The following is a 15,872-nucleotide window of genomic DNA, read 5'->3' on the forward strand; positions in this document are numbered from 1 at the left end:
CTAGAGGATGTCGCGGGCCTGCTCCGCGGCGCGGGTGATGCTCTCGCCGACGAAGTCGACGAAGCGGGCGATGTTCTCGAGGCGGTCGGCGGCCGGGGTGTCGGGGCCGAGGACGCCGACGCCCTGCCGCGCGGTCTCGGCGAGCTGGGCGTGGGCCCGGGCGCTGGCGATCATCGACTGGTACCAGAGCTCGCCGTCGACGAGGTAGCGCTCGCGGCGGCGTTCGTCGCGTTCCCGGCGGATCAGGCCCTGGCTTTCGAGGAACGCGATCGCCTTGGAGATGGACGCCGGGCTGACCTGGAGGTGCTCGGCGAGTTCGGACGCGGTGCGGCTGCCCGTGTCGGTGGTGAAGAGGCAGGTCAGCACCCGGGCCATCATCTTGGGCAGGCCTTGTTGCATGAGGAGGGTGGTGAACACCTCCTCGTACTCGCGTACCGCCTCGGCGTCGCGGCCGTGGGCCTGCGGGGGTGTCTCCCGCCCTCGGGGTGCGGTCTGCCTGCGCCGGTGGGCGCGGTGTTCGGTGGCGCGGTGGGCCAGGTCGGCGCGGTAGGCAGTGGGGCCGCCGTTGCGCATCACCTCACGCGTGATCGTCGAGGTGGGGCGGTCGAGACGCCTGGCGATCTCCGCGTAGGGGAGGCCGTCGGTCAGCCCCAGCGCGATCTGCTGGCGGTCCTGCTGGGTGAGTCTGCCTCCCGGCATCGCGATCTCCCTTTCCTGTCTTCCCTGATGCCTCCAGCATAGCGTTCACTCTCAGTCCAATGCAACGAAGGGAGGGTTGTCGTTGCGTTGCTGCGCAGGCCGTTGCAACGAAATATGGGCCTTTACCTGCAACGATGCTGTTTGTGTGCAACGAATCTGTTGCCAGGACTGGAAAGGCAACGTAGCTTTTCGTTCATCGGAAACGACGAGCTCAAGGAGAGCGCCATGCAGAAGTTCAACACCGCCACCCCGATCGCCGCCATCCTCGACATCCCCGCCGGGCGCATCCAGCTCATCGCCGCCGACCGGGCCGACACCACGGTCGAGGTCCGGCCCGCGGACGCCTCGAAGGGCCGCGACGTGACGGCGGCGGAGCAGACCACGGTCGAATACGGCGACGGGGTCCTGCGCATCGAGACCGCGCCGGCGAAGAACCGGGTCCTCGGCCACTCCGGATCCATCGAGGTGACCATCCAGCTGCCCGCCGGCTCCCGCGTCGAGGCGAAGGCGGCCAGCGCCGAGTTCCGCGGCGTCGGGCGGCTCGGCGACGTCGCCTTCGACGGCGCGAACGGCGAGATCAAGCTCGACGAGGCCGCGAGCCTCCGCCTCACCGCCCTCGCCGGTGACGTCGTGGTCGGCCGCCTGGGCGGCCCCGCGGAGATCAGCACCCAGAAGGGCGACATCAAGATCGCCGAGGCCGTGCGCGGCACGGTCGTGCTGCGCACCGACTCCGGCGACGTGTCGGTCGGCGCCGCCCGCGGAGTCTCCGCCTCCCTGGACGCCGGCACCGGCTACGGCCGGATCCACAACGCGCTCAAGAACACCGACGGCACCGCCGAGCTGAACATCCACGCGACCACCGCCCACGGCGACATCGCCGCCCGCAGCCTCTGAGCACCGACACCCAGGAAGGACAGACAGAAGCAATGAGCACCACTCAGGACTACCGGGCGGCGGAGCAGCTCCTCCGCCGCCCGGCCCGCCCCGGCGAACTCGTCGTCGGCGACAAGGTCAGGCCGCAGTGGATCGACGGAGGCGCCCGTTTCCGGTACGCGGTGAGCAACGGCGTCGGCAGGCGGTTCGTACGGGTCGACCCGGCGGCGGGCACCCGCGAGCCGGCCTTCGACCACGCCCGGCTCGCCGCCGGGCTGGCCGCCGCCTCCGGGCAACAGGTCGACCCCGAGGCCCTGCCGTTCATGGCCGTCGAAACGGCCGGGAACGCCCTGGAGTTCGACGCGTTCGGCGGGCACTGGTGCTGCAGCCTGGACAGCTACGTCTGCGAGCGGGCCGAGTTCACGCCGCCGGGCAACCCGCTGGAGGTGCCGTCACCCGACAAGAAGGTGGCGGTGTCCCGGCGGGGGCACGACCTGTGGGCGCGCTCGCTGTCCGACGGCCGCGAGTGGGCGCTGACCACCGACGGCGAACCCGACTACCAGTACGGACCCGGCCCGGACAGTACGAGCAACGGCACCCTGCTGCGCAAGATCGGCCTTCCGCACCTGCCGCCCGCGGTGGCCTGGTCGCCCGACTCGACGAAGGTGCTGGCGCACCGGACCGACGAGCGCCACGTCCGGCAGACCCACCTCGTGGAAGCCAGGCCCGCCGACGGCGGCGCGCCCCTCCTGCACACCCAGCGGTTCGCCTACGCCGGGGACGAGAACATGCCGCTGGCCGAGCTGGTCGTGCTGGACGTCTCCACGGGCACCGTGGTCCGCGCGCAGGCCGAGCCGCTGCTCATGCCGCAGTTGTCGCCGATCACCATCAAGTGGGCCTGGTGGGCTCCGGACAGCTCGGCGGTCTACTACCTCGCCCGGCCCCGCGACCTGCGCACGCTCACCCTGCACCGGCTGGACCCGGCCACCGGCGAGGTCACCACGGTCCTCAGCGAGACCGGGGCCACCCGGGTGGAGCCCAACCAGTGGATGTTCGAGCCGCCGATCGTGCGGGTGCTGGCCGACGAGGTGCTCTGGTACTCGCAGCGGGACGGCTGGGGCCACCTGTACCGGTACGACCTGCGCACCGGCGAGCTGCTCGGGCAGGTCACCTCCGGGCCGTGGGCGGTGCGGCAGATCCTGCGCGTCGACGAGGCCGAGCGGGTCGTGTACTTCACCGCCTCCGGGCTGGTCGACGAGGATCCGTACCGGCGCACGGTGTGCCGGGTCGCTCTGGACGGCTCCGGCTTCGCCAAGGTCACGGACGACGACCTGGACCACGTCGTCACCGTGCCCGACAACCAGGAGTACTTCATCGACTCCGCGTCCACTGTCGACACCCCGCCGGTGTCCCGCGTCCGTGACTGGGCCGGGCGGGTGCTGGTCGAGCTGGAGCGCGCCGACATCGGCAAGCTCACCGCCACCGGCTGGACGGCGCCGGAACGGTTCCGCGTCAAGGCGGCCGACGGGGTGACGGACATCTACGGAGTGCTGTACCGGCCGCGGGGCTTCGACCCCGCCCAGCGCTACCCGGTGGTGGACAACGTCTACCCCGGCCCGCAGGTCAACCGGGTCGCTCCGTGCTTCGACCCCGGCGGGATGGGCCTGGACGCCGAACCCCTCGCGGCGCTCGGCTTCGTCGTGATCGCACTGGACGGACGAGGCACCCCGGGACGGAGCAAGGCCTTCCACGACGCCTCCTACGGCCATGTGGCCGACGCGGGCTGTCTGGCCGACCATGTCGCGGCGCTGCAGCAGCTGGCCCGGACCCGGCCGTGGATGGACCTGGACCGGGTGGGCGTGTTCGGTCACTCCGGCGGCGGGTTCGCCGCAGCACGGGCGATGCTGGACTTCCCCGAGGTGTACAAGGCCGGAGTCGCCCTCTCCGGATCGCACGACGCCCGCTACTTCAACCTGGGCTTCGTGGAGGCCTACGACGGCGCGGACAGCCCCGAGGCCTGGGCCCGTTCCTCCAATGTGGACCTCGCGGACCGGCTGGCGGGCAGGCTGCTGCTCATCCACGGCGAAATGGACGACCAGGTCCACCCGGACCTCACGCTGCGGCTGGCCGACCGGCTCATCGCCGCGGACAAGGACTTCGAGCTGCTGATCGTGCCCGGGGCCGAGCACACGTTCATCGACTGCCTGGCCTACGTCCGGGGGCGCTGCTGGGACTTCCTGGTCCGCGAACTGACCGGCACCCAGCCCCCTGCCTACCGCCCTGCCCCCATCGCCATCGGCCCCGAGCTGCTCGCCGAGCTGTTCGCCTGATCGGCCGCTTACGCCGCGTTTGCCGGGATGGCCACAGAGGCAGGCCTGAATGCATGGAGCAGCTGCTGAGGGTCCAGAACTTCAACGTTTCGCGCGACGGATTCGGCGCCGGGGAGCACCAGAGCCTCGAGAGACCGTTCGGCGACGCCGATCCCGGCGAGATGTTCGCCTGGGCCGGCGCCACGGCGAGCTGGCCCATGCGTACCGACCCCGGCGGGAGCCGCGGTCTCGACGACTACTTCACGCGCGACTTCGCACGCAACATCGGCGCCGAGATCATGGGCCGCAACAAGTTCGGGCCCCAGCGCGGGCCCTGGCAGGACCACGACTGGCGCGGCTGGTGGGGCGCCGAGCCGCCGTTCCACACCCCGGTGTTCGTGATGACCCACCACAAGCGGCCTTCGTTCACCCTCTCCGACACTACGTTCCACTTCGTCGACGGCGACCCGGCCACGGTCCTCGAACTGGCACGGGAAGCGGCGCAGGGCAAGGACGTCCGGCTCGGCGGCGGGGCCACCACCATCCGGGAGTTCCTTGACGCCGACCTCGTCGACACCCTGCACGTGGCGGTCTCGCAGGTGGAGATCGGATCCGGGGCACGACTCTGGGAGTCCCCCGATGAGCTGCTCGACCGGTTCCACCTCGAGGTCGTGCCCAGCCCGAGCGGTGTGACGCACCACCTGTTCTGGCGAAGGTGACCGAGGGCCGGCGCCCCTCCCCCACCAAGATCACCAAAACCCGGTTTTGAAATCGGCCCTCCCGAGCCACTCCCCCGCCGACCTCTTCCGGGGTCGGTTCTCCAAGATCACCAAAACCGGGTTTTGAAACCGGGCCTTCTCCGGCGCTCCCGGTGCGGAATCTTCCAAGATCACCAAAACCGGGTTTTGAACTCCGGTGGGGATTCCCTGGTGTGAGATTCCGACAAATGACCGTGCCGTGCAATGCTGTCCCGGTCCGCTAGTACCGGCCCTCCTGCGGCCGGGAAGCACACGGAACCTATGGAGTACCACTCATGGCACGCATCACTGCCGTCATCAACCGCAAGGGCGGGGTCGGAAAATCGACCCTCACCGTCAATATCGCCGCCGTCGCGGCAGAGGTTCTCGGTGAAGCCCCCCAGGGAGAGCCCGACTACGTCGTCGCCGTTTCCAGCGACCCGCAGGGCTCCGCGACCTGGTGGTCGGAGCGGGTCGGGGACGATCTCCCCTTCTCCTTCATCCAGACCAAGTCCCGCAAGGACCTGACCTACTTCCCCGATCTGAAGCGGACCCGCAAGGTCAAGCACGCCTTCATCGACACCCCCGGCTGGATGGACCTGCCGGAGGACGAGCTGGGCCGGGCCGGGGACCCCTTCGGGGACAGCGCGGCGGCCGATGCCATGCGCGCCGTACTCGCCAACGCCGACGACCTCATCATCCCTGTCGAGCCGGAGCCCCTCGGCTTCATCCCGACCCAGACCACCATCGAAGAGGTCGTCAAGCCGCTCGGTCTGCCCTACTGGGTGGTGATCAACAACTGGGATCCGCGCGACGGTGTCGCCGACCTCGACGACACCCGCGCGTTCATCGAGGGCAGCGGCTGGAACCTCGCCAACACCGTGATCCGGCACTACAAGGTGCACGCCCGCGCCGCCGTCGAGGGCACGGTCGTCACCCGTTACAAGAAGAACCGGGTGGCCATGGAGGCCCGCGAGGACTTCTACAAGCTGGCGCTCGAGATCGGGGCGGGGGCCAAGCGCCGATGAGCAAGCGCACCAACTTCGCCAGCCTCATCGGGGAGAAGTCGCCCGCCGCCACCTCGGGCTCGGCCGCCGAGCCCGAGGTGAAGCTCCCGCCGAGCACCGCGCTGATGCACACCGTCGTCGGCAACCCGGGCAACCCGCGCCGCGAGGGGGAGTACAGCACCAGCGACCCCGGCTTCGAGGAGCTGATGCTCACCCTCAGGGAAGTGGGCCAGCTCCAGCCCGTCGTGGTGGTCTCCCGGAACGTGTTCCTGCGGATCAAGCCCGAGCACACGAAGGCCATCGGCGACGCCGACTGGGTCGTGGTGAACGGCAACCGGCGTTTCGCGGCTGCCCGCCAGCTCGGCTGGACCCGGATCGACATCAAGGTGCAGGACCACCTCGGTGACGGCAAGGGGCTGCTCGACGAGGCCGTCATCATCGAGAACATCCACCGCAAGGCGATCGAGCCGTGCAAGGAAGCCGCCTTCCTGCAGGCGCTGGTGGAGAAGTACGGATCGCAGGAGAAGGTCGCCACGCGCATCGGCAAGTCGCAGATGTACGTATCGCACCGGCTGTCCCTGCTGCGGCTCGCCCCCGAGTTGCAGCGGCGGGTCGACGCCGGGGTGTTCAAGCTGAAGGCGGCGCGCGAACTGGCCTCCCGTACGGCCGACCACGCCGAGCAGCGGGCACAGTTCGCGGATCTCCAGCGCCAGTCGGAGCTCCCAAAATCCAAGCCGACCCCGACCCCGGCCCCGCCACCCGAACCGGCCCAGGCCCCGGCTCCCGCCCCCACCCCGGCCGAAGCTCCAGCACCCGCCCCGGCTCCGGAAGTCGTGGCGGAGGTCGTGCCGGAATCCGGTCCGGTCGCCGAGCAGGTTCTGGCTTCGGCTCCGGCGCCGGCTCCAGCCCCGGCTCCGGTGGTCAAGCCCCGTAGCGAGGCGCCGGTGGAGTCGATGCCACCGGTACTCCCGTTGCTGAGCGCTCTGCTGGAGGCGGTCGACCGGCCCGAGGATCTGGCGCGGGGCCTCCGAGAGCTGACGGACGATACGTACCGTCAGCGCCTCGCCGAACTCCTGCTGGAGCAGCCGCAATCGATGTAACGCGCATGCAGTTCAAAACCCGGTTTTGAAAAACGGAGCGGCCCGCCACCTCAGCGGGCCGCTCCTGCCGGTTTTGGGTCCGGACAGCGAGCCGAAAATCGTGTGACTGAGCGAGGGGCACCAACATCGCATTCTCCAGGCCGACTAAGCTCCATCGGGCTTGTCTCGCTGTGCGACGGGCCGGTGGAGCGGGGCCGGGAGAGGCTCTGCCGTGCGATCGGGACGGGGGGCCCGCGGTACTTGACGCCGTCGTGGAGTGCACAAGGGACGAAGACGCAGAGGTCCGCCGGACCGCCTGCTTCGTTCTCGCCGCCGCGCCGGCGCATGCCCAGGACGCCTCGGACTCGCTCGCTTCGTGCCTCGCCGACACGGATGAAGGCGTGCGAGTGGAGGCGGCGGTACGGCTCGCGCTGCGCGACGATCCGCGAGGCGACGACATCCTTCGCGGCCTCGACGCCACGAACGAGGACTCCCACCCTGACCGACCACGAAAAGAGCTTCGCGGACCACACCTGGTCTGGGCATGATTCCCACCGTGCATGTGGACAGGGGCCATCGCGGCCAGGGGCGGTACACGCTGACGGACACAGGAAGTGGCCAGGTCTGGGGCGTCTGCGCCGAGGTGGAGGGATTGTTCCGGGAACCCCTGCGAGGGACGTACGAACTGTTCGGCTGGGTTCCCGACGGAGCCGAGGTACACGCCTGGGTCGGCAGCCGGGTGTGGCTGGTGCCGGAGGACAGGACGCTCGATGCCTGGCTGCTGGAGGACGCGGAAAGCCTCGGACAGTACCCGGGAACGGACGGTCTTGTGCTCACCGGTCTGGACGACTACGAGGGTCCGCCCGAGGGGTACAGGGGGCCTGTCCGGCTGCACGACGGGTACCGGTGGCTGGGCTCCTGCCGGGAGTTCGCCCGCGTCCTGCCGCCCGAGCAGGCAGAGCACCCGTTCGTCCTGCGGGGGCTCGCCCCGGGTGATCGGCTACGGCGGGCACTGGTGACGAGCACCCGACGCACCTTGGACCTGGAGGAGGCCTGGCTGGAGATACGGGACGACCGGGGCGAGCCGCTCACCGACCGGCTGCTGCGGCCCAAAGTCCGCACGTGGCAGCCGTCCTCCCGCGGGACGGACCTGATTGATCTGGAACTCGACGGATACGTCGCACCCGTACCGGGATACGCCCGGCCCGTCTGGGAGCGCTGGCTCGCCGGCCCGCCGGACGCCCCTGGCGCCTGGGCTGCGCTCGGGACCCGTCAGCGTGGGGCCTGGCTCGATCTCGTCCGGGAGCGGGGCTGTCGGCTCAAGCACCAGGACCGGCAGGCCGGACACGCGTACGAGCTGGACGGCCGGCACATCACCGATGAACCGGGCCTCTACCTGGCACTCGGCGAGGCCGTCAACGGGCCGGGCGGCTACTTCGGCGGCTGCCTGGACGCCCTCGCGGACTGTCTGCGCGGCAACTTCGGCTACACCGCCCCCGCAACCTTGCTCTGGCGGGACGCTGCGACTGCGCGCGAGCACCTGTCCCGCGTCCTGGCGCCGGAGGGCGAGCAGTACGACCTGGTCGCCCTGGTGCTCGAAGTCCTGACCGAGGGCGGGATGCACGTGACCTTCACGTGAGTTGGCGCGCCGGGAAGTCGGCCAGGCCCTGGAGAGCAGCCGTAATCGATGTAACGCGCATGCAGTTTAAAACCCGGTTTTGAAAAACGGAGCGGCCGGCCACCTCGGCGGGCCGCTCCTGCCGGTTTTGGGGCCGAGCGGCAAGCCGAAAATCGCTGTACGGCCGCCTGAGGCCCTATCGGCCCCTCGGTGGTCCCATCACATGGGGGAGTGGCCGTTCGGGCCTCCAGGGCCCCATTCTGGCGGTCCGTTTTCTCCCGGTTTAGTCGAAATACGGCAACCGCGTGCCGCCGGAATATCCCTCGAATCAAGGGAGTTGGAAGCGAGGAACCCACCATCCTCCGAGACCGGAGCAGCAGACATGACCACCGACCGCTCGTTCCTCTTCGTCCTCGGCAGCTCCCGTCCGAACGGCAACACCGAGATACTCGCCCGCGCCGCGGCCGAGCAGCTGCCGGTCGGTACCCCGCAGCACTGGGTGGACCTGGCCCAGCTGCCCCTGCCCGACTTCCAGGACGGACGGCACGAGACGGAGGATCTGCCGGCCGGGGAGCACGAGGAGGAACTGCGGCGGCTCACCCTGGAGGCCACCGACATCGTGCTCGCCTCCCCGCTGTACTGGTACACCGTCTCCGCCCAGACCAAGCGCTACCTCGACTACTGGTCGGGCTGGCTCTCGGTGCCCGGCCTGGACTTCAAGAAGCGGATGGCGGGCCGGACCCTGTGGGGCGTGACGGCCATGTCCGACCACGACGAGATCGTCGCCGACGGGCTGGCGACCAACCTCAACCACACCGCGGCGTACCTGCACATGCGATTCGGCGGCGTGCTGCTCGGCAACGGCTCCCGCCCCGGGCAGGTTCGGAACGACGAGCGCGCGATGATCCGCGCCAAGACCTTCTTCCAGCGCGAGGCCCCGCTCGCCCGCTTCCCCTTCGAAGAGCCGGCCGAACAGCAGTAGCCCCCAACGGTGTCAGGACGGGGCGAGGACGCAGAACTCGTGGCCCTCGGGGTCGGCCAGGCAGGTCCACGGGACATCGCCCTGGCCGAGGTCGAGGTCGGTGGCACCGAGGGCCCGCAGCCGGGCCACCTCCGCCTCCTTGTCGTCACCGGGGTACGGCAGCAGGTCGAGGTGGATGCGGTCCGGCACGGTCTTCCCGTCGGGCGTGCGGAGGAACTCGAGATACGGGCCGACGCCGTTGGCGGAGCGCAACGATGCCTGATCGTCGGTCACCTCGTGCACGGTCCAGTCCATCGCCTCGCCCCAGAACCGGGCCATGGCCCGCGGATCCTCGCAGTCGACCACCACCGCGGCGATCGGCCCGGTGTCCCGGTAGATCTCCCGAGGCTCCAGCACACAGAACTCGTTGCCCTCCGGGTCGGCGAGGACCGTCCACGGCACGTCGTCGCCCTGGCCGACGTGGGCGGGCGTCGCACCGAGAGCCTTCAGGCGCGCGACCAACTCCGCCTGATGGGCCGCAGAGGTGGTGGCGAGATCGAGGTGCACACGGTTCTTTGTTGTGGTCTTGGGTTCCGGGACGGGGACGATGTCGATGCCGACGAAGACCGGGTCCGGCCACACGAGGCCGCCGGCGGGTCCGACGTACGTGGTCACGCCGGGGCTGTAAGCACTCCAGCCGAGCGCCTCCGCCCAGAACCGCCCGACAGCCGAGCCATCAAGAGCCTTTATGTTCACCATGACGGGTCGCAGTGCCATGCCGGCGATCCTATGCGTCGCCCGCCGGCTCCGCCCGGTCGAAGCCCCTAGGAGAGGGCACGGACCGGGGTGACCTCTTGCGTGTGGAGGATGGCGTCGAACCAGTCTGCGAGCGATCCACCGGAAAGGTGGTAAGCGGCATTGTCGGCGGGGTCGTAATCAGGACCGATCATGCGCGTCTTGGTCGGTGTATCGAGCCAGGTCCGCACCGGGGGTGGGCCATCGGCGCGCAGGTCCAGAAGATAGGCATCCAGCCCAGTGGCTCCCAGGACTGCGTCGGCGAACTCCGCCGGAGGGGGCAGGACACGGTAGGGAGCCATACCGTGGTGGAAGGTCAGGCCGATGGAGACATAACCGGCGCCGAAATGCTCGCGGAGGTAACTGCCCGCGTTCTGGTGTGTCATCGGCGGGGAAGAGGGAGAGACGGTCCGCGGATTGCCGTTGACGGTGTGGGCGATGCCACCCCAGTAGACGATCCTGTCCGAGGTGGCTTCATGCCACCGGATGGCGCCCTCGGCCAGACTCCGCTCGATGCCGGCCAGGCCGTCGAGCGGGGAAGTCTGGCTCTGTGGAATGCGGTCGGCCCCGGCGAACCGAACCGGGTCATCGGGGTGCCGACGGTTGAAGGAGCGCATCCAGCGGATGACGTCGAGGATCTCCTCGGTCTGCCAGAAGGACCGGGCCTCGGAGAGCATCACCCGCGGGTCCCCTGTTCCGGTCCTGATGTACTCGTCGAGTCCGACCCGTGACGCTTCGTCCCCTTCCAGCAGAATGGAACGGAATCCCAGTTCCTCGACCAGCAATCGGACGAGCCTGTGCGAGAGAGCGGACAGCTCGTGGGCCTGGCGGGTCGCGGCACCGACAGCTACGACCTGGGCATCACGCACGATGTCGGCCACCGGGAGGAGGTCGGTCAACGGGGCTTCGGAATCGAGCATGGTGAGGGGATGGGCGTGCTCTCTGATCCACTCGATCACCGTCTCGGACATGGCCAGACCTCTGATCTCGATGTGATCCGTCTGCGTGGTCATGGCCAAAGCTTTTGCCCTCAACCGCACTTGAGGTCAAGGCCGGGGCGCGTCTGCCGCAGCGGCCGAATCTCATGCTTCCGGTGCAGGGCAGGGTTCGTCCTGCGACTGCAGGAACTCCAGAACGGCCTTCGTGAACTCCATCGGTTCGGACTTGTGGATCAAGTGCCCGGCCGGAATGGTGACGACTCGCCCGTGAGGAACACGACGGGCCAACTCGGCGATGCCCTCCTGGGACACGTGACTGCGTGGTCCGCCGGCCACGACAAGGGTCTTGGCGGTGATCCTGCTGAGGCGCTCCAGCCATCCCGCATCCGGCGTGTCGATCTGCCGCCTGACGGCCAACACCATGTCCCAGTCGAACGTCAGCTTCCCATCCGGCCTGGCCGGAGTGGTCTGTTCCCGAGGGCGTGGGATCGGAACGTCCTCCAAGACGAGCCGGTCCACACGCTGCGGACAGTCCTCGGCAAGCACATAGGCAACGATCCCGCCCATTGAGTGCCCCACCAGATCCACCCGGTCAAGTGCCAGTGCATCCAGAAATCCGAGTACGTCGTCCCGCATGAGTTGCAGCGAGTACGTCCCTGGCCAGTCACTCCGGCCGTGACCGCGAAGATCGAGAGCATAGACACGCCGGCTGCGGGCGAAGACAGGGGCCACGATGTCCCAGTCCGTGGCATCCTCGCCCAGCGCGTGCAACATGACGAGCGGCGGAGCGTCCGGCGGTCCCGAGACCTGATAGGCCAGCCGGACGCCTCCAACGTCAATCACGTGATGATCGGCCATGCCGGGAAAATATCGGGCCGCCCGCGCCACAGAAGCACCGTTCACCAACAGCCGAACCGACCTCTGCGGGCGCACGGCGCTCGCCACCGGAGGCGCTCTATCGGTATGCGGGCAGCGGATGTGTACTGGAGGCCTGCTGTACCGAGGGGGATGCATGCCGCACACGCCGGATCCGGGAACACCAGAGTCAGTGCATGAGGAGGAGCCCTGGCTCAGCAGTGACGAGGTCGCGAAACTGTGGCCGGTACGTAAGGACTGGCTGTCGGGTGTCGCCTATCGTGCGGATGTCCGCGTCCGCAGGGTCGGCGGGAAAGACCGGGGCACCTGGGGGGCGGAGCCGACGATCTATTACTTCCACCCGGGAGACGTGCACAGGGCCGCGCCGGCCATCGCCGAGGGAAGCGTCGACATCCCGTCAGACTGGCGCACCGACACTCCCGACGGGCGGCGGGCGGAGTTCTGGGGCATGTTGATTGCCCGTGTCGCCGGCACGCTCGCCATCGCAGCCCTCCTGGGCGGGATCTTCCTCATCCTGGGCACAGTGATCTTCTTACTGACAGTGGAATGATCACTGGCGCCGTAGCCGACGGGCAGCGCGTCTCGTGCCAGTAGCCTCCCAGGATGACTGCGACATTCGATGAAGCTGTCCGCGCCCGGCTGCAGGCCCCCAACATCTGGTACGTCGGCACTGTGTTCGCCGATGGAGCACCGCAGGTCAGCCCGATGTGGGTGGATCTGGAGGGGGAGGGGGAGCTGACGTTCAACACCTCGGTGGGCCGAGTGAAGGAGGAAAACCTGCGCCGCGATCCCCGTGTCTATCTCTCGCACGCGGACGCCACCGACCCCTTCGACCGAGTGCAGATCAGTGGCGTGGTGGCCCGCTTCATCGAGGGCGAGGAGGCACACGACCGGATGGACCGGATGGCCCGCAAGTACCTGGGCAGCGACTTCGAGTGGATCATGCCGGGGGAGCAGCGAGTCGCGGTGATCGTGCGCCCGGTCAAGGTGCGGCACATCGTCGGGGTGGAGCCGTTCCGGCCCGGAGGCCCCATCCCCGCTCCCTGACCGGCAGGCTGCCGCCAACTCAAGGACCTAGAAGTCGAAGTCCACGTAGTCGATGTCGGTGAACTCGACCAGGAGGCCCTGGGCGCGGGCGCCGTGGTCCTTGAAGTAGATCTCCTGGAGGCCTTCCGCGGCGATGTGCCGGAGCTGCTCCTCGGTGGCGCCGGCCTCCTGCGCGGCGAACAGGCGCTCCGCGTACTCGGGCGGCAGCTGCTGGGTGATCCGGCGCATCCGGCCGTCGTCGGTGGTGCCCGGGGCCGCGGTGAAGCCGAAGCGGGCGCGGGTCTCGATGACCAGGCCGGTGGTACGGGCCGCCCGGTCGCGGGCCCGCTTGCGGACCAGCGGCTGCCAGCGGCGCCGTACCTCGGACTCGAGGCGGGCCGCGAGCGCCGGCTTCGGCTGCTTGATCTGGTCCTTCACGTACCGTTCGACGGTGCGCTGGGAGACCGCGAGGAGGGCGGCCACCTCCCTGGTCGACTTCAGCTGCCGGACGAGGAACCGCATCTGGGCGCCCGCCGACTTGGGGATCGGCCGGGTGAAGTTCTGCTCGTCGGCACGGGTGAGGCCGTCGCTGATCTCTGGCATGGGGTGGGGTTACTCTCCGTCGGCCGCGGCGTCGTGGCCCTTGATGTGCCGGGCGGGGTTGTGGCCTTCGTCGAGCATCCCGACGGCCCAGAGCAGCGGCTGGCTGCCCTCGTGCTTGACCATGCCAGGGCTGACCCCCAGACGGAAGCCGCCGGGGACGGGCTTGCCCTCCGGGGTGCAGGGCAGGAAGTCGAGCGGGCTGGGGCCGTCGGACAGGTAGACGGCACAGTCGGAGAGCACCGCGATCGGGTACAGCTCGGCCGCGGTGGCGAGCTTGTACATCTTGCGGTGCATGTTCACCCGGGCGGTGGAGATGACGGCGGCGCGGATGTCGGGCCGCCAGGTGGGGCGTTCCAGGGCCGGCCAGGGTTCGCCCGGGCGGTAGGCGGCGCCCTGCGGGCGTTCGCGGAGCTTGCCGATACCGCCCTTGACGGTCGACTTGATCGCCGAGAGTACGGCGGTCCGCAGCGGATCCTGCTGCTTGTGGACCTCCATGGCCCGGAGGAACTCGACGCCCGAGAGGGCGGGAGTCACCCCGAGGTCGGCCATGGTGGCCAGATAGGCGTCGCGGAGCCGGAGGTACCAGCGGTCGAGGTAGTTGCCGTGCTCGGGACGGACCCAGGCCTCGGTGGGGGAGACGTCGAAGCCGAGCTCCTGCGCGTAGGCGAGGGTCGGCGTCGCGTACCAGGCCGGGCCGGTGGGGGGCGCGCCGTGCGGGGTGAAGGGGCTGGGCAGCCGCGGGTCGAGGGGCAGACCGGACAGGTCCACCAGCCAACTGCCGGGGAGTTTCGGGTCGAAGACGGGGGTCCGGGTGTGCACGGCGGGACCGGTGCCGACCACCAGGCGGTTGGCGGCGGCGGCGAAGGCCATGTTGATGTCGATGCCGACGGCGTGGGTACGGGCGCACTCGGCGTCGGTCAGGAGCTCGGGGTCGCGGATCCAGTCGTACGCCTCCTCGTCGAGGACCTCGGCCGGGGTTCGCTGGTGGGAGCGCGGGTACAGGGCGGCGACCACGGGGTGCTCGTCGGGGGCTTCCGGAGGCGCCGGGTCCACGGCCCGGGTGAGGGAGCCGGGCACGCTCGCCGACACCCAGGCACCGGTGCCGGGGTCCTTGGCGGCGCGGGTCGGCGGACGCAGCGAGGTCATCAGCTCGAGGCCGGTGACGGCGGTGGAACCGCGCGGGGTCAGCACCCGGGCGGCGTACGTGGTGAGCAGCTCGGCGAGTTCGGGGGCGGGCAGCCCGGCGGTCTCCTCGCCCCAGGCACGGGCGTCGAGCGCACCCCAGGGCAGGACGGCGAGCTGCACGCACTGCCGGCCGGTGGCGGCGGTGGCCGGACGGTAGATGCGGGCCCACGGGCCGAAGCCACGGCGGGTCAGCTTCCACTTGGCCTTGGTGAGCTGCTTGACGAGGGGATGGTTGTCCGGCAGGCGGAGGCCGCGGCGGTCCTCGAGGACGAGGGGGAGCCCGAGGGCCTCGGTGGCCTCGGCGGTGAGGACGAGGAGCGGGTCGCCGTCCCGGCCATTGGCGTGCAGGCGGGGGGAGCGCAGGTCGGCCTCGGCGAGGGCCCAGGAGAGCAGGGCGGGGAGGTCGTCGGCGGGGTGCGAGAGCAGGACCCCGCCGGCGGCATGCGCCTTGCCGGTGCCATCGAGCACGGCGAGCGGGCCGTTGCCTTCCAGGCGGAGCGGGGCCCGGACCATGGCTGCTGCCGGCTGCTGCGCTTCGGCACGTACGGGCGCGGGCGCGGGCTCGGTTGCGGCGGCGGGTGCCGGCTGCGCCGTGGGTGCGGCTTGTGGCTGTGCCGTTGCTGCGGGCTGTTGCGGTTCGGCCTGTACGGGCGCGGGCCCGGCCATGGCTGCGGGTGCCGGCTGCGGCTCGCGCTGCGCTGTGGGCTCCGTCGCGGCGGCGGGTGCAGGGGTGGGGTGGAGGTTGGCCAGGCCGTCCAGGAGGCGGAGGTAGGCCGCGCGCTTCGGGGGGCGGGGGTCGGTGCGGCCGGTTTCCCAGGAGGTCACCGTCTCGCGGCGGACCGACAGCGCCCGGGCGATCTGCTCTTGGCTGAGTCCCGCCGCCTCGCGCAGCCGCTTCCGCTCGTCCGGCTCCGGCAGCGCATCCTTGGCCGCCGTCTCCGCCAGCAGCGCATCGACCGCCGCGAAGAGGGTGTCTTGTTCGTTGTGCATGGGGACCTCCGACCCGAAGCCTAGGTCAAACGCACCTCTGAACACACACGGAACACACGCCCCCTGTCCGGCCGCGGGGAACAACGGAACAGCCATGAGCGCCAAGGAACGATCTTGGTCGGCCGGCGCGGTGATCCCCGACGGCGCTGGGGTTCGGCTTCCCCGCTCCGCCAGGC

The 15,872-nt window shown here is 69.9% G+C and carries 16 protein-coding genes; 10 read left to right on the forward strand and 6 right to left on the reverse strand.

Annotated features, from left to right (window positions below; translation table 11 throughout):
- A complete protein-coding gene (locus tag ABT123_RS36785; protein WP_502971075.1) occupies nt 1–699 on the reverse strand; it encodes a helix-turn-helix domain-containing protein in 699 nt (232 codons plus the stop codon).
- Between the two features lie 225 nt (nt 700–924).
- On the opposite strand from ABT123_RS36785, the gene ABT123_RS28005 reads away from it, so the two are divergent.
- The 8 genes from ABT123_RS28005 (at nt 925) to ABT123_RS28040 (ending at nt 9,304) form a co-directional block, all read left to right on the forward strand.
- Nucleotides 925–1,593 carry a DUF4097 family beta strand repeat-containing protein gene (locus tag ABT123_RS28005; protein ID WP_351319618.1) on the forward strand — a complete coding sequence of 223 codons (669 nt, stop codon included), beginning with the start codon at nt 925–927 and terminating at the stop codon, nt 1,591–1,593.
- A 32-nt stretch (nt 1,594–1,625) separates the two neighbouring features.
- A complete protein-coding gene (locus tag ABT123_RS28010; RefSeq protein WP_351319620.1) occupies nt 1,626–3,902 on the forward strand; it encodes a S9 family peptidase in 2,277 nt (758 codons plus the stop codon).
- A 53-nt stretch (nt 3,903–3,955) separates the two neighbouring features.
- The gene (locus ABT123_RS28015; protein ID WP_351319622.1) at nt 3,956–4,600 is read left to right on the forward strand and encodes a dihydrofolate reductase family protein; all 645 of its coding nucleotides are present in this window, start codon (nt 3,956–3,958) and stop codon (nt 4,598–4,600) included.
- Between the two features lie 314 nt (nt 4,601–4,914).
- On the forward strand, nt 4,915–5,646 hold the full coding sequence (locus tag ABT123_RS28020) for a ParA family protein (protein ID WP_351319624.1): 732 nt from the start codon (nt 4,915–4,917) through the stop codon (nt 5,644–5,646).
- The gene (locus ABT123_RS28025; RefSeq protein ID WP_351319626.1) at nt 5,643–6,725 is read left to right on the forward strand and encodes a ParB/RepB/Spo0J family partition protein; all 1,083 of its coding nucleotides are present in this window, start codon (nt 5,643–5,645) and stop codon (nt 6,723–6,725) included. The genes ABT123_RS28020 and ABT123_RS28025 overlap by 4 nt, the downstream gene beginning before the upstream one ends.
- Nucleotides 6,726–6,976: 251 nt before the next feature.
- Complete coding sequence (locus tag ABT123_RS28030; protein WP_351319628.1) at nt 6,977–7,252, forward strand: HEAT repeat domain-containing protein; 276 nt, start codon at nt 6,977–6,979, stop codon at nt 7,250–7,252.
- Nucleotides 7,249–8,343, forward strand: coding sequence for a barstar family protein (locus ABT123_RS28035; RefSeq protein WP_351319630.1), 1,095 nt, complete (start codon nt 7,249–7,251; stop codon nt 8,341–8,343). The genes ABT123_RS28030 and ABT123_RS28035 overlap by 4 nt, the downstream gene beginning before the upstream one ends.
- Nucleotides 8,344–8,704: 361 nt before the next feature.
- Nucleotides 8,705–9,304 (forward strand): flavodoxin family protein, encoded by a 600-nt coding sequence (locus ABT123_RS28040; protein ID WP_351319632.1) that lies wholly within the window; start codon nt 8,705–8,707, stop codon nt 9,302–9,304.
- A gap of 12 nt (nt 9,305–9,316) precedes the next feature.
- Here the strand turns inward: ABT123_RS28040 and ABT123_RS28045 are convergent, their stop codons facing one another.
- The 3 genes from ABT123_RS28045 to ABT123_RS28055 form a co-directional block, all read right to left on the reverse strand.
- Nucleotides 9,317–10,060 (reverse strand): VOC family protein, encoded by a 744-nt coding sequence (locus tag ABT123_RS28045; protein ID WP_351319634.1) that lies wholly within the window; start codon nt 10,058–10,060, stop codon nt 9,317–9,319.
- Nucleotides 10,061–10,107: 47 nt separating this feature from the next.
- Nucleotides 10,108–11,091 carry an erythromycin esterase family protein gene (locus tag ABT123_RS28050; RefSeq protein ID WP_351319636.1) on the reverse strand — a complete coding sequence of 328 codons (984 nt, stop codon included), beginning with the start codon at nt 11,089–11,091 and terminating at the stop codon, nt 10,108–10,110.
- 69 nt (nt 11,092–11,160) lie between these two features.
- Nucleotides 11,161–11,874, reverse strand: a complete 714-nt coding sequence (locus ABT123_RS28055; RefSeq protein ID WP_351319638.1) for an alpha/beta fold hydrolase — start codon at nt 11,872–11,874, stop codon at nt 11,161–11,163.
- Between the two features lie 154 nt (nt 11,875–12,028).
- Here ABT123_RS28055 and ABT123_RS28060 point away from each other — a divergent pair, with 154 nt between their 5' ends.
- Together ABT123_RS28060 and ABT123_RS28065 are read left to right on the forward strand one after the other, a co-directional pair.
- The gene (locus tag ABT123_RS28060; RefSeq protein ID WP_351319640.1) at nt 12,029–12,442 is read left to right on the forward strand and encodes a hypothetical protein; all 414 of its coding nucleotides are present in this window, start codon (nt 12,029–12,031) and stop codon (nt 12,440–12,442) included.
- 53 nt (nt 12,443–12,495) lie between these two features.
- A complete protein-coding gene (locus tag ABT123_RS28065; protein WP_351319642.1) occupies nt 12,496–12,939 on the forward strand; it encodes a TIGR03618 family F420-dependent PPOX class oxidoreductase in 444 nt (147 codons plus the stop codon).
- Nucleotides 12,940–12,966: 27 nt separating this feature from the next.
- Here ABT123_RS28065 and tpg read toward each other — a convergent pair whose 3' ends face one another.
- Together tpg and tap are read right to left on the reverse strand one after the other, a co-directional pair.
- Nucleotides 12,967–13,521 (reverse strand): telomere-protecting terminal protein Tpg, encoded by a 555-nt coding sequence (gene tpg / locus ABT123_RS28070; protein ID WP_351319644.1) that lies wholly within the window; start codon nt 13,519–13,521, stop codon nt 12,967–12,969.
- A gap of 9 nt (nt 13,522–13,530) precedes the next feature.
- Complete coding sequence (gene tap / locus ABT123_RS28075) at nt 13,531–15,696, reverse strand: telomere-associated protein Tap (RefSeq protein WP_351319646.1); 2,166 nt, start codon at nt 15,694–15,696, stop codon at nt 13,531–13,533.
- Nucleotides 15,697–15,872: the final 176 nt, after the last annotated feature.

Origin of the sequence: Streptomyces sp. NPDC002054 (assembly GCF_040296685.1) — a bacterium.
Taxonomy (GTDB): Bacteria; Actinomycetota; Actinomycetes; order Streptomycetales; family Streptomycetaceae; genus Streptomyces.

Excerpts from the sequence above, each read along its gene's own strand:
- ABT123_RS28025 (WP_351319626.1), top strand. The coding sequence starts at position 5,643 with ATGAGCAAGCGCACCAACTTCGCCAGCCTCATCGGGGAGAAGTCGCCC.
- ABT123_RS28040 (WP_351319632.1), top strand. The coding sequence starts at position 8,705 with ATGACCACCGACCGCTCGTTCCTCTTCGTCCTCGGCAGCTCCCGTCCG.
- ABT123_RS28065 (WP_351319642.1), top strand. The coding sequence starts at position 12,496 with ATGACTGCGACATTCGATGAAGCTGTCCGCGCCCGGCTGCAGGCCCCC.
- ABT123_RS28050 (WP_351319636.1), bottom strand. The coding sequence starts at position 11,091 with ATGACCACGCAGACGGATCACATCGAGATCAGAGGTCTGGCCATGTCC.
- tap (WP_351319646.1), bottom strand. The coding sequence starts at position 15,696 with ATGCACAACGAACAAGACACCCTCTTCGCGGCGGTCGATGCGCTGCTG.
- ABT123_RS28005 (WP_351319618.1), top strand. The coding sequence starts at position 925 with ATGCAGAAGTTCAACACCGCCACCCCGATCGCCGCCATCCTCGACATC.
- ABT123_RS28010 (WP_351319620.1), top strand. The coding sequence starts at position 1,626 with ATGAGCACCACTCAGGACTACCGGGCGGCGGAGCAGCTCCTCCGCCGC.
- ABT123_RS28035 (WP_351319630.1), top strand. The coding sequence starts at position 7,249 with ATGATTCCCACCGTGCATGTGGACAGGGGCCATCGCGGCCAGGGGCGG.
- ABT123_RS36785 (WP_502971075.1), bottom strand. The coding sequence starts at position 699 with ATGCCGGGAGGCAGACTCACCCAGCAGGACCGCCAGCAGATCGCGCTG.
- tpg (WP_351319644.1), bottom strand. The coding sequence starts at position 13,521 with ATGCCAGAGATCAGCGACGGCCTCACCCGTGCCGACGAGCAGAACTTC.
- ABT123_RS28015 (WP_351319622.1), top strand. The coding sequence starts at position 3,956 with ATGGAGCAGCTGCTGAGGGTCCAGAACTTCAACGTTTCGCGCGACGGA.
- ABT123_RS28045 (WP_351319634.1), bottom strand. The coding sequence starts at position 10,060 with ATGGCACTGCGACCCGTCATGGTGAACATAAAGGCTCTTGATGGCTCG.
- ABT123_RS28020 (WP_351319624.1), top strand. The coding sequence starts at position 4,915 with ATGGCACGCATCACTGCCGTCATCAACCGCAAGGGCGGGGTCGGAAAA.
- ABT123_RS28060 (WP_351319640.1), top strand. The coding sequence starts at position 12,029 with ATGCCGCACACGCCGGATCCGGGAACACCAGAGTCAGTGCATGAGGAG.
- ABT123_RS28055 (WP_351319638.1), bottom strand. The coding sequence starts at position 11,874 with ATGGCCGATCATCACGTGATTGACGTTGGAGGCGTCCGGCTGGCCTAT.